The organism is Hathewaya limosa (assembly GCF_030815255.1).
Lineage (GTDB): Bacteria > Bacillota > Clostridia > Clostridiales > Clostridiaceae > Hathewaya > Hathewaya limosa.
This window is the reverse complement of sequence record NZ_JAUSWN010000002.1, coordinates 199,330-211,712: the sequence shown is the minus strand read 5'-3', so window position 1 is coordinate 211,712 and position 12,383 is coordinate 199,330. Positions and strand designations below refer to the sequence as shown.

The following is a 12,383-nucleotide window of genomic DNA, read 5'->3' as shown; positions in this document are numbered from 1 at the left end:
TTTGTTCTGACTTAAGCATTACTTGCTAAGCATTTAATTTTTATTTCAAAAGAATACGAGTTGTTTATCATACTCTGTTTAATTTTCAAAGATCAATTTCTCACTTTCAACCGCTCTCACCAAGCGACTTACTTATAATATCAAATTTCTTTTTCTTTGTCAACAACCTTTTTTAAATTTTTTAATTTAATTTGTTGTTTTACTGCGTTGCCGCAGCGACAAGATATATAATATCATATAATTATACATCAATATTTATATATTTATTTATTTAGCCTGATTATGTTATTATTCCTCCTTTTTTCTTCTTTTTTATAGATATTTTGTTTATTGACACACTCGGAAAAGTTTTTACTTAAAAAGTCCTATTTAGACATAAATGCTAAAAAAGATATATAAAAAAACAAAGCTAGAGGAATTATTCCCCTAGCTTTAAATTCATTTATTCTTCTATTTCATTAATCTCATGTTGTTGGTCATCTTCACAAATAATTTTTGCTATTGCTACAATTATTTCACCATCACTAGTTCTCATTAATGTAACACCCATTGTGTTTCTTCCAGATGAAGATATGCCTGAAACATTTAATCTTATAGCAACACCACTATCGTTTATAAGCATTATCTCATCACTATCTTTTACTATTCTAGCTCCAACTAAAGGTCCTGTTTTTTCCGATACCTTATAAGTTATAACACCTTTTCCACCTCTGTGTCTCATTGGATATTCTGAAACTGAGGTTCTCTTTCCAAAACCATTTTGGCTCACTACTAGTAATTCTTCATCCTCTTTAGCAACTTCCATGCCAACTGCAATATCTCCATCTCTTAAAGTCATTGCTTTAACACCTGTTGCGGATCTACCCATGGCTCTTACATCACTTTCATCAAATCTTATAGAATAACCATTCTTAGTTATAAATAAGATTTCACTTTCTCCATTGGTCATCCTTACCCCTATAAGTTCATCGTCTTCTCTTAGCTTAATGGCTATAACACCATTTTTTCTTATAGAAGAATATGCAGACAATGATGTTTTCTTAATAATTCCATTTTTAGTTCCCATTATTAAGAATTTATCTTCTTCAAATTCCCTTACTGGTAATACTGCTTGAATTCTTTCATCTTGATCCAATGGTAATATATTCACTACATTCATTCCCTTTGCAGTTCTACCAGCTTCAGGTATTGTATATACCTTTAAAGCATATGCTCTTCCCTTATTAGTAAAGAATAACAAGTTATTATGTGTTGATGTTATAAATATATGTTCTACAAAGTCATCTTCCTTTGTGGTCATCGCTTGTATTCCTTTTCCACCTCTTCTTTGAGAACTATAAGTATCTGCTGGTAATCTCTTAATATAGCCATTATGAGTTAATGTAATTACCATATCCTCATCATCAATTAGATCTTCTATATTAATGCCTGCTTCAATTGAATTAAGATCTATATTAGTTCTTCTTTCATCACCAAATTTTTGTTTTATTTCTAATAACTCTTCTTTAATGATATTTAGAACTAATTGTTCATCAGATAAAATTGCTTCTAAATGAGCTATTAATTTTATTAATTCATTATACTCATTTTCAATTTTTTCTCTTTCAAGACCTGTAAGCCTTTGAAGTTTCATATCTAAAATAGCTTGAGCTTGTTTTTCTGATAGATTAAATTTATTCATTAAACCATCTTTAGCCTCTGCTGCTGTTTTAGATGATCTAATTAAAGATATTACAGCATCAATATTATCTAATGCTATTTTTAATCCTTCTAAAATATGAGCTCTATCTTTAGCCTTTTCTAATTCAAATTGAGTTCTTCTTCTTATTACTTCTTCTTGGAACTTAACATAGTTTTGTAGGATCTCTTTTAAATTTAAAATCTTAGGTTCACCATCTACTAATACAAGCATAATTGCTCCAAATGTATCTTGCATTTTAGTATGTTTATATAACCTGTTTAAAATTATATTTGCATTGGCATCCTTTTTAAGATCTATTACTATTCTCATTCCATCTCTATCTGATTCATCTCTAAGATCTGAAATACCATCTATTTTCTTTTCCTTAACAAGGTTAGCAATACTCTCTATTAATTTCGCCTTATTAACCTGATAAGGAAGTTCTGTAACTATTATTCTTTGTCTATTTTTATGCTCTTCTATTTCTGTTTTAGCTCTTACAAGAATTCTACCTTTACCTGTTTCATATGCACTTCTTATTCCTGATTTACCTAAAATAGTACCTGATGTAGGAAAATCAGGTCCTTGAATTATAGTCATTAAATCACTAATTGTAACTTCAGGATCATCTATAAGCATTATTATACCTTCTATAACCTCATTTAAGTTATGAGGTGGTATATTAGTTGCCATACCAACTGCTATACCAGATGCTCCATTTACTAAAAGATTAGGAAATCTTGAAGGTAATACTACTGGTTCTTGTTCTTCTCCATCAAAGTTAGGCATAAAATCTACTGTCTTTTTATTTATATCTCTTAACATTTGTGCAGTAATTTTATCCATCTTTGCTTCTGTATATCTCATTGCAGCTGCAGAATCACCATCAACAGAACCAAAGTTTCCGTGACCATCTACTAGTGTATATCTAATAGAAAAGTCCTGAGCCATCCTAACTAAAGCTTCATAAACAGAACTATCTCCATGTGGATGATATTTACCTAAAACGTCTCCGACAATTCTAGCACATTTTCTATATCCTTTTTCAGGTGTTAATCCAAGTTCATGCATAGAATAAAGTATTCTTCTATGAACCGGCTTTAATCCATCTCTAACGTCTGGCAAAGCACGGCTTGCAATTACACTCATAGCATAATCTATATAAGACTTCTTCATCTCATGTCTTATATCAACCTGTGAAACTTTCCCGGTATTATTCATTAATTACACCTCTTCTTAACTTTAATCCATATCTTAATTACATACGTAAATTATTTTTCTATCTAAATATCTAAATTCTTAACTGATTTAGCATTCTCTTGTATAAATTCTCTACGAGGTTCTACTTTGTCTCCCATCAATATAGTAAACATCTCATCCGCTGCCATAGCATCTTCTATAGTAACTTGAAGTAAAATTCTATTTTCTGGGTTCATTGTAGTTTCCCATAATTGTTCAGCATCCATCTCTCCAAGACCTTTATATCTTTGGATTTGAGTATTTTTATCTTTACCACCTATTTCTAAAAGCAAGTTTTCAAGTTCATTATCATTATATGAATAATAGTCCTTTCTGCTTTTTGTAACTTTGTATAATGGTGGTTGAGCAATGTATATATGTCCTTCTTTTACTAATTCATTCATATATCTGTAGAAGAATGTTAATAAAAGAGTTCTGATATGAGCACCATCAACATCGGCATCGGTCATAATAATTATTCTATTGTATCTTATCTTTGATAAATCGAAATCTTTACCAATTCCTGCTCCTATAGCTGTTATTAAAGATCTTATTTCCTGTGAACTTAACATCTTATCTAATCTTTGTTTTTCTACATTCATTATTTTACCTTTTAGAGGCAGTATAGCCTGAAATGCTCTATTTCTACCTTGTTTTGCAGAACCTCCTGCTGATTCTCCTTCGACTAGATAAACTTCACACTCTTCAGGATTTTTAGATGAACAATCTGCAAGCTTTCCTGGTAATGATGTACTTTCAAGAACTGATTTACGTCTAGTAAGTTCTCTTGCCTTCCTTGCTGCTTCTCTAGCTCTTGCAGCACCTAATGCTTTATCAACTATGATTTTTGCTACTTGTGGGTTTTCCTCTAAGAAATATCCAAAAGTTTCACTGAAAATAGAATCTACAATTCCACGCATTTCACTATTTCCAAGTTTTGTTTTTGTTTGTCCTTCAAACTGAGGTTCTGTAAGTTTTACTGATACTACAGCAGTTAACCCTTCTCTTATATCATCTCCAGATAGATTTTTATCGCTTTCTTTTAAGAAACCAAATTTTTTAGCATAATCATTTAAAACACGAGTTAATGCAGTTTTAAATCCTGCTAGGTGTGTTCCACCTTCCACTGTATCTATGTTATTAGCAAAAGAATATATATTCTCTGAATAAGAATCATTATATTGCAGAGCTAATTCAACCATAGAACCATCCTTTTCCCCCTCAACGTATACAGGTTCAGGATGAAGATTTTGTTTGTTTCTATTTAAGTACTGAACAAAAGATTTTATTCCACCTTCGTAATGAAACTCTGTTACTTTTTCATTCTTTTCAAAGTTAAGTATTATTCTTATTCCTTTATTTAAAAATGCAAGTTCCCTTAATCTTTGAGATAGTATGTCATAATCAAACTCAATTTCCTCAAAAATTTGTGGATCTGGATCAAAATAAACTTTAGTTCCATGCCCTTCAGCCTTACCTATAATTTGTACATCGGTTACCACTTTACCTCTTTCATATTCCTGAGAATATACATTACCATCTCTAGTAACCTCAACCTTACATGATTTAGATAATGCATTAACAACTGATGCACCAACACCATGTAAACCTCCAGAAACTTTATATCCTTCTCCACCAAACTTACCACCTGCATGAAGTACTGTCATAATTACTTCTAGGGTAGGTTTTTTTAATTTAGGGTGCATTCCTACTGGAATACCTCTTCCATCATCTGTTATTTCAACAGAATTATCCTTATGTACTTTTACCTCTATGTTTTTACAATACCCTGCTAATGCTTCATCAATACTGTTATCAACGATTTCATAAACTAAGTGATGTAAGCCTCTTAAACTAGTACTTCCTATATACATACCTGGTCTTTTTCTTACAGCTTCCAAGCCTTCTAATACTTGTATTTGACTTTCATCATAAATTTGATTATTACTCATTGTTTCCTCCTAACTAAGTTAAAAGATGTTATAATAATTATTTCTTTATACGATAATACTAAAGGTCATAATAAAAATTTTCAGTTCTCTTACATAGGGTTGTTGAGGATATAGGAGATAAAAATATTTTACTCTTTTTATTAACCTCCGCAACCACGAAAGATTTCGGTTTTTCTTTTGTAATTCTTTCTACAAAACCATCTTCTTCAGCTAAGCGTAAAAATTGAATTGTATCAGAACTGTACATAGTTGTTTCCATGTCGAATATACCAATAACATCCTTTATTGGAACAACTACATTTTCACCCAAATGCAAAAACATAAGTTTCCTCCTCAAAATCACCATTTAAACTTTTTCAGTTACCATACCCTCTAATACGTTAAAAATACGGCATCTCTCTAAATTTGTATATTTTTCAATTTCATTTATCCCTGTACAAGTTATAATAGTCTGTACTTCATTAAGTGAACTCAATATATATCTTTGCCTATTTGTATCAAGTTCAGACAAAACATCATCTAACAAAAGTACAGGAAATTCTCCTGTAAGTTCTTTTATAATATACAAGGATGCAAACTTTATGGTAAGTACAGAAGTCCGTTGTTGCCCTTGGGAACCGTAAACCCTAGTATCTACCCCGTTAATTTCTATAGAAAAATCATCTCTATGAGGACCTATTGAAGTATTTCTATGATCTAAGTCCTTATTTCTATTCTTAACCAAAAGTGCATAAAGTTCATTTTGTATATCCTCTGTATTTTTAATAGGAGTTATATATTGGAATTTTATATTTTCCTTATCACAAGTTATCTCCTTATGAACTGTAGAACCCTTCTCATTCAATTTTTCTACATAATCTAATCTACTTTTAATTATTTTTGCACCTATATTACTAAGTTGAACATCGTAAATATCTAAAATACTCAAATCCTTAATTTTTTTCATAGCTGCATTTCTTTCACCTAATATTTTTTTATATTGTGAAAGATGATAAAAGTATCTTTTACTTAGTTTGCAAAGTTCTATATCCAAAAACTTCCTTCGGTAAGAAGGAGAATCTTTTACGATTTTTAAATCTTCAGGTGAAAAAATTACAGTATTTAAAACGCCCATAAGATCAGATAATTTTGTAATTTTAATAGAATTAATATTTACCCCTTTTTTTCCTTGTTTGAAAATCTTAAGTTCTATCTTTTTATCTAAAGGTTTTTTTTGTACGTAAACATTAATATAAGCCTCTTCACATCCCCATTTTATTAAATCTTTATCAGAATTAGTTCTATGAGACTTTCCAAGGCTACAGTAATAAATTGCTTCTAGGATATTTGTTTTTCCCTTAGCGTTGTCTCCTACAAAAACATTTACCCCATCACAAAACTTAATATATTGATTTTCATAATTTCTAAAATTGACTAACTGAATATCTTTAATATACATAAAAACACCTAAACTCTATTATATCATAAATTATATTTATCTACTATTATACCTAATTTAAATAATAAATTAATACCTGTAATTTCAAATTACAGGCGTTAATTTAGTTAGTTCCTAAAATTATTATATGACTTTATATTCTTCGTTATTAAAACTTATAATATCACCTTTATAAAGTTTTTTTCCACGTCTATCTTCAACTTCTCCATTTACCATAACTTCACCATCTAAGATATACATTTTTGCCTCTACTCCTGTAGAAACAATACTTGCCCATTTCATAAAGGCATCTAATTTTATAAATTCGGAACTAATTTTTATTTCTTCCATAAAAATTCCTCTTTCTATTTTGTATGTAAATTTAGTTTTCTAAAAGTCTTACTGGTAATAAAAGATAAGAGCAATTATCATTTTCCTTATTTTTAATAACACAAGGACTTATGCTACTAGAAAACTCCATAACAACTTCTTCCTCATCCATAATTTTAAACACATCGATTAAATACTTCGAGTTAAATGCAATTTTTAAAGATTCTCCTTGCAAAATAATTGGAACTTCTTCCCTAGCTTTTCCCAATTGAGAATTAGAAGTTATAATCATATTTTCATCTTCAACATCTAATTTTACAAGATTAGTTTTACCTTCTTTACCCATAAGAGATGCTCTTTCAATACTATTTAAGATATCACATTTTTTTACTAATACCTTTAAGTTATACTCTTTAGGAATTATGGATTCATACTTAATAAATTCTCCTTCTAAAAGTCTAGATATAACCCTAGTATTTCCAAGGTTAAATAAAATGTGGTTAGGTGTAAAGGTAATATGTGTTGGATTATCACTTTCTTCTAAAATTTTAGATACCTCATTTAATGTTTTTCCTGGAATTACAGCATTTATACTATTGGCACTATCTATATTTTCTCTTCTTAGAGCAACCCTATACCCATCAAGTGCTACTAAATTAAGTTTTCCATCTTTAACCTCAAATAAAATTCCGGTTAAAATTGGTCTAGTTTCATCTTGGGCAATAGCAAAAATAGTGCCTTTTATCATATTTTTCATTAGACCTTGAGGTATTGTAAAAATCATATTTTCATTTATTTTTGGTAAATTGGGATATTCATCAGCATTCATATGTATCAAAGTTGCAATAGATTTTAAACACTGAATAGTTATTGTGTTATTTTCCATAGATTCAACTAAAACTGGTGCGTTAGGTAATTTTCTTATAATTTCTCCAAATAATCTAGCATCTACAACGATTGTTCCTGGTTCTATAACATCAGCTTCTATCTTTGTTTCAATAGTAAGATCTATATCTGATCCTATTATTGTTAGTTCATTATCCATTGCCTTAATGTAAATACCTTGAAGAACCGGCATTGTTGTTTTTCCTGTAATAGCTTTTTGAGCATTTGATATAGCTTCTTGTAATTTGCTTTTTTCTACTGAAAATTTCATATTTAAAAACCCTCCTTATCAACAGGTTAAAATTTCATATAGATAGATAAGATATATATATTTTTTTAGTAGTAATAGTAATAGGGAGTGTGAATATGTGGATAACCCTATAGAACGGTTAGTACTAAACGAAAAACGAACAAAAATTAATGTGGATAAGTTAGTAATATTATTTTACTTTTATCCACAGTAATCCACAATAGTTTTTTATAAAATTTTTATCCACATAGTAATACATATATATTATAAACACATGTTAATTTTAGTCTTGTTTAATTTTTTTGCTTAAATCATTAATTACATTTTCAAGATTCTCATCTTTCTTTACCCCTGTAGAGATTTTGTCATAGGCATGAATAACAGTTGTATGATCTCTTCCTCCAAATTCTTCACCTATTTTAGGTAGGCTCATATCAGTTAATTTTCTACACAAATACATTGCGATTTGTCTTGGAAAGGCAATGTTTCTAGTTCTTCTAGATGATTTTAGATCTTCTATTTTTAAATTATAATAATTTGCTACTATATCTTGAATCAATTCTATAGTGATCTGTTTTGAATGCTTATTAGAAATAATGTCCTTTAACGCTTCTGCAGCTAAGTTAACATTAATTTGTTTGTTTGTTAAAGAAGAATATGCTACAACTCTAATTAAGGCACCTTCTAATTCTCTAATGTTAGATTTTATTTTATTTGCTATGTATACCATGACTTCATTGTCTATATTTAAATTATCAACATCAGCTTTTTTCTTTAAAATAGCTATTCTAGTTTCAAAATCTGGTGGCTGAATATCTGTAATTAATCCCCATTCGAAACGAGATCTTAGTCTATCTTCTAATGTTGGGATTTCCTTTGGTGGTCTATCACTAGATAAAATAATTTGCTTATTTGCTTCATGTAAAGTATTAAATGTATGGAAAAATTCTTCTTGTGTCCTTTCTTTACCAGCTATGAATTGAATATCATCTATAAGCAAAACATCAACATTTCTGTATTTATTCCTAAATTCTTCATTTTTATCATCTTTAATTGAATTTATTAGTTCATTGGTAAATTTTTCGGAGGTTACGTAAACGACTTTGCTTTTAGGATTATTTTGAAGAATATAATGACCTATAGCATGCATTAGGTGAGTTTTACCAAGACCTACACCTCCATATATAAATAGGGGATTGTATGCTTTGGCAGGGGCCTCCGCTACGGCTAATGAAGCTGCATGAGCAAATCTATTACTATTTCCTATAACAAAAGAGTTAAAAGTATATTTAGGATTTAATGTAGAAGACATTTCATCATTTAAATTTATATTTTTTCTTTCAGTATTTTCTTTTGTTTTTAAAGGGTCATTTTCCATAACATCTGATGTGCTAATAAGAAATTGTATCTCGTATTGTTTTGATGTAATCATTTTAATGGCATTACTTATTAAATCCTTATATCTAGTTTCTAATATTTCTTTTGTAAAATTATTAGGAACACGCAATTTTATAGAATTTTGGTGCAAACTTAAAGGAGTAATACTTTTTATCCATGTGTTAAAGCTTACTTCTGTTAATTCACCTTTAATGATATTTATAGTTTTTTCCCAAATTTGATTAAGTTGGATCTCCATTTTGTATCCTCCAGTACAAATAATTCGTTCTGAAAAGTTATATTTAAGTTATATTAAAGTGGCTCTCTTAACTCAGATTACTATTAGATTATAGAGATAACTGAATTGTAAGTGCTGTATAGTATATAAGTTTAGTTATTAATTTTCATTACACTGCATTAATTATATTGAAAATAACTTTGCAGAATAAAACAATTTATTAATAAATAAAAAGAAATTTTTTTGATAAACTTATGTAATAAACATTGTATTAACATAAAATAAACAAAAAAAGCTATGTTATTTAAATTTGTTGACAACATCATATTAAAATATTCACATGTTAGTAAAAATGTTTATAAATTAATGATATAATAAATTATCAACAAATATAAAAAAAAATTATCAACACCGTATTTTTGAATAAACTTATTAAAAATAGGTGAAAATATACAGCGTATTTAGAAAAGTATATATAGTATAACAAGTTATGCACATATTTGTCCACAACCTGTGTATAACTTTAAATTTTATTAATTTATCAACAACTCATATTAAATATATCAAAATGAGCAAGGGGATTCAAGAAGTTATCCACAAAAAGTTGATATATTTAAATAAATTTATTAACAAATATATTCCTGTAATAGTTATCTTGACATTATTAAAAGCTAAATATATAATTTAATAGTAATACCCTAAAATCAGTTAGATTGTTTAAAACGTTAGTTTCTATGGCAATAGATTACATATATTTAGACAGTAAACTTATTATTTTTTATGTAGAAACTATATTGTTATTTAAGGTAAAAGGGAAACACAGATTAATTTCAGTTAATCTCCCGATAAAATTCTAAAAAAGTAGAAGGGGGTGGATCGCATGAAAATGACATTCCAACCAAAAAAGAGACAAAGAAAAAAAGAGCATGGTTTCAGAAAGAGAATGAATTCTGCATCAGGAAGAAACGTTCTTAAGAGAAGAAGAAGAAAAGGTAGAAAAAGATTAACAGCATAAGGGCCGCTTTTGTGGCCTTTTTCTGCAGATGCAGAAAAATTTGTAGGGAGTTAGAAGCATGAACGAAATAAAAAAATACAAAATCAGAAAAAATTCTGAGTTTAGAATTGTATATAAAAGAGGAAAGTCTTTTTCTAATAAACTTTTAGTTCTATATGTAAAAAGAAATGGTACTAACTTTAATCGCCTTGGCATATCAGTAAGTAAAAAGGTGGGAAAAAGTGTAATTAGAAGTAGGGTTAAAAGATTAATCAGAGAAAGTTATAGACTTAATTCAAGTAACTTAAAGACGGGTCATGATTTTGTAGTAATTGCTAGAATTTCTTCCAAAGGACAAAAATATGATGACATAGAAAGAGCTTTGATAGATTTATTTAACAAGGCAGGATTGAAATAATATATGAAAAGAATTCTTATTTTTCTTATTAAATTGTATAGAAAATATATATCACCTTTAAAACCAGCTTGTTGCAGATTTTACCCTACATGTTCTCAATATGCTATTGAAGCTATTGAAAAATATGGAGCTTTAAAAGGTGGATTTATGGCAATAAAGAGAATTTTAAGATGTAATCCTTTTAATAAAGGCGGGTATGACCCCGTGAAATAAATTCTAGGAGGGACTTTTTCGGTGAGTTTTTTAGTAGAACAGATAGCTAAATTTTTTGAGTTTATACATAAGTTTGTTTCTGCTGGTGTTCATGATGTAGGATTATCTTATGGTTTAACTATAATAGCTATAACAATTTTAATAAAACTTATACTATTACCATTAAACTATAAGTCTACTAAATCTATGATTAAGAGTTCAGAAATTGCACCAGAAATGAAAAAAATTCAAAATAAATACAAAAACAATCCACAAAAAGCAAATGAAGAAGTTATGAAGTTATATAAGGAAAAAGGTGTAAATCCTATGTCAGGGTGTTTACCTCTTCTAATCCAACTTCCTATCTTGTATGCGCTTTATGGTGTTTTTAATAGTTTAACAGGTATTCAAGGTGCCGGGTTCCTATGGCTAAAGGATTTAGCTCAACCAGATAAGTTATACATTCTGCCTTTACTAGCAGGTGCTACTACTTATTTAACTAGTAAAGTTACACCTACACCAGCAGTAGATGAGGCTGCAAAAAAACAGACAACTACTATGAATATAACAATGACTATTATGATTACAGTCATGACAGTTCCACTAAAATCTGCATTAGGAGTTTACTGGGTAACTAGTAACATAATTCAGATTTTACAGAACCTCTTAATAATTAAGATGATTAAAAAAGAAGATAATTAAAATTTTAAGTTTGCTTTCAAAAGGTAGTATTAATAAGGAAGGCAGGTGTTTATAGTGAAAACCTTAGAGATTACTGGAAAAAATGTAGAAGAAGCTATAGAAAAGGCTTTGATACAATTAGATACAACAAAAGATAAAGTAGAAATTGAAGTAATAGAAAAAGGTTGTAAAGGTTTTTTAAACATACTAGGAACTAAACTTGCTAAAATTAAGGTTACGCTTAAAAAGGATTTTCAAAAAGAGGCAAGAGAGTTTTTAGAAAATGTATTAAAGTCTATGAATATTGAAGCCACAATAGATATAAAAGAGACAGAAGATAATCTATATATCAATCTTAATGGAAATGACATGGGAATACTAATAGGTTACAGAGGAGAGACACTAGATGCACTACAATATTTAGTGAGTCTTTCTGTAAACAAAGGTATGGAAGAAGGATATAAGAGAATAACTTTAGATACTGAAGGGTATAGAAAGAAAAGAGAAGAGACTTTAATAAGGCTTGCCGATAAATTAGCTAAAAAAGTTAAAAATTATGGGAAAACAGTTAAATTAGAGCCTATGAATCCTTATGAGAGAAGAATAATACACTCTGAACTTCAAGATAATCCTTATGTTAAAACTTATAGTGAAGGTGACGAACCTTTTAGAAGAGTTGTTATTGAATTAAAAAAGAAAGCATAAAAGTTAAGGCTGTTGACAAATAAG

The 12,383-nt window shown here is 28.9% G+C and carries 12 protein-coding genes; 5 read left to right on the top strand and 7 right to left on the bottom strand.

Going from position 1 to position 12,383, the window contains the following annotated elements; genetic code table 11:
- Positions 1–442 precede the first annotated feature (442 nt).
- The 7 genes from gyrA to dnaA form a co-directional block, all read right to left on the bottom strand.
- Positions 443–2,902 carry a DNA gyrase subunit A gene (gene gyrA / locus QOZ93_RS02395; protein WP_307354957.1) on the bottom strand — a complete coding sequence of 820 codons (2,460 nt, stop codon included), beginning with the start codon at positions 2,900–2,902 and terminating at the stop codon, positions 443–445.
- Positions 2,903–2,964: 62 nt separating this feature from the next.
- Positions 2,965–4,872 (bottom strand): DNA topoisomerase (ATP-hydrolyzing) subunit B, encoded by a 1,908-nt coding sequence (gene gyrB / locus QOZ93_RS02390; RefSeq protein ID WP_307354956.1) that lies wholly within the window; start codon positions 4,870–4,872, stop codon positions 2,965–2,967.
- 58 nt (positions 4,873–4,930) lie between these two features.
- Positions 4,931–5,194: an extracellular matrix regulator RemB gene (remB, locus tag QOZ93_RS02385; RefSeq protein ID WP_111940049.1), complete on the bottom strand. Its 264-nt coding sequence runs from the start codon at positions 5,192–5,194 to the stop codon at positions 4,931–4,933.
- Between the two features lie 24 nt (positions 5,195–5,218).
- Entirely contained in the window at positions 5,219–6,310 is a 1,092-nt protein-coding gene (recF, locus tag QOZ93_RS02380; protein ID WP_307354955.1) for a DNA replication/repair protein RecF, read from the bottom strand.
- Between the two features lie 123 nt (positions 6,311–6,433).
- Positions 6,434–6,640, bottom strand: coding sequence for a S4 domain-containing protein YaaA (gene yaaA / locus QOZ93_RS02375; protein WP_307354954.1), 207 nt, complete (start codon positions 6,638–6,640; stop codon positions 6,434–6,436).
- A gap of 31 nt (positions 6,641–6,671) precedes the next feature.
- Positions 6,672–7,775 (bottom strand): DNA polymerase III subunit beta, encoded by a 1,104-nt coding sequence (gene dnaN / locus QOZ93_RS02370; protein ID WP_111940043.1) that lies wholly within the window; start codon positions 7,773–7,775, stop codon positions 6,672–6,674.
- 262 nt (positions 7,776–8,037) lie between these two features.
- A complete protein-coding gene (dnaA, locus tag QOZ93_RS02365) occupies positions 8,038–9,390 on the bottom strand; it encodes a chromosomal replication initiator protein DnaA (protein ID WP_111940041.1) in 1,353 nt (450 codons plus the stop codon).
- A gap of 859 nt (positions 9,391–10,249) precedes the next feature.
- Between dnaA and rpmH the strand changes: the two genes are divergently transcribed.
- The 5 genes from rpmH to jag all read left to right on the top strand — a co-directional run bounded on the left by rpmH (position 10,250) and on the right by jag (position 12,359).
- Entirely contained in the window at positions 10,250–10,384 is a 135-nt protein-coding gene (gene rpmH, locus QOZ93_RS02360; RefSeq protein WP_111944313.1) for a 50S ribosomal protein L34, read from the top strand.
- Positions 10,385–10,451: 67 nt separating this feature from the next.
- A complete protein-coding gene (rnpA, locus tag QOZ93_RS02355) occupies positions 10,452–10,781 on the top strand; it encodes a ribonuclease P protein component (RefSeq protein ID WP_111944442.1) in 330 nt (109 codons plus the stop codon).
- 3 nt (positions 10,782–10,784) lie between these two features.
- Positions 10,785–10,994, top strand: a complete 210-nt coding sequence (gene yidD / locus QOZ93_RS02350; RefSeq protein WP_111944312.1) for a membrane protein insertion efficiency factor YidD — start codon at positions 10,785–10,787, stop codon at positions 10,992–10,994.
- A 21-nt stretch (positions 10,995–11,015) separates the two neighbouring features.
- A complete protein-coding gene (gene yidC, locus QOZ93_RS02345; protein WP_111944311.1) occupies positions 11,016–11,675 on the top strand; it encodes a membrane protein insertase YidC in 660 nt (219 codons plus the stop codon).
- 54 nt (positions 11,676–11,729) lie between these two features.
- Positions 11,730–12,359: an RNA-binding cell elongation regulator Jag/EloR gene (gene jag, locus QOZ93_RS02340; protein WP_111944441.1), complete on the top strand. Its 630-nt coding sequence runs from the start codon at positions 11,730–11,732 to the stop codon at positions 12,357–12,359.
- The last annotated feature ends 24 nt before the right edge of the window (positions 12,360–12,383 follow it).

Bases quoted from the DNA above. Each gene is read 5' to 3' on its own strand.
- gyrA (WP_307354957.1), bottom strand. From the start codon at position 2,902: ATGAATAATACCGGGAAAGTTTCACAGGTTGATATAAGACATGAGATG.
- gyrB (WP_307354956.1), bottom strand. From the start codon at position 4,872: ATGAGTAATAATCAAATTTATGATGAAAGTCAAATACAAGTATTAGAA.
- remB (WP_111940049.1), bottom strand. From the start codon at position 5,194: ATGTTTTTGCATTTGGGTGAAAATGTAGTTGTTCCAATAAAGGATGTT.
- recF (WP_307354955.1), bottom strand. From the start codon at position 6,310: ATGTATATTAAAGATATTCAGTTAGTCAATTTTAGAAATTATGAAAAT.
- yaaA (WP_307354954.1), bottom strand. From the start codon at position 6,640: ATGGAAGAAATAAAAATTAGTTCCGAATTTATAAAATTAGATGCCTTT.
- dnaN (WP_111940043.1), bottom strand. From the start codon at position 7,775: ATGAAATTTTCAGTAGAAAAAAGCAAATTACAAGAAGCTATATCAAAT.
- dnaA (WP_111940041.1), bottom strand. From the start codon at position 9,390: ATGGAGATCCAACTTAATCAAATTTGGGAAAAAACTATAAATATCATT.
- rpmH (WP_111944313.1), top strand. From the start codon at position 10,250: ATGAAAATGACATTCCAACCAAAAAAGAGACAAAGAAAAAAAGAGCAT.
- yidD (WP_111944312.1), top strand. From the start codon at position 10,785: ATGAAAAGAATTCTTATTTTTCTTATTAAATTGTATAGAAAATATATA.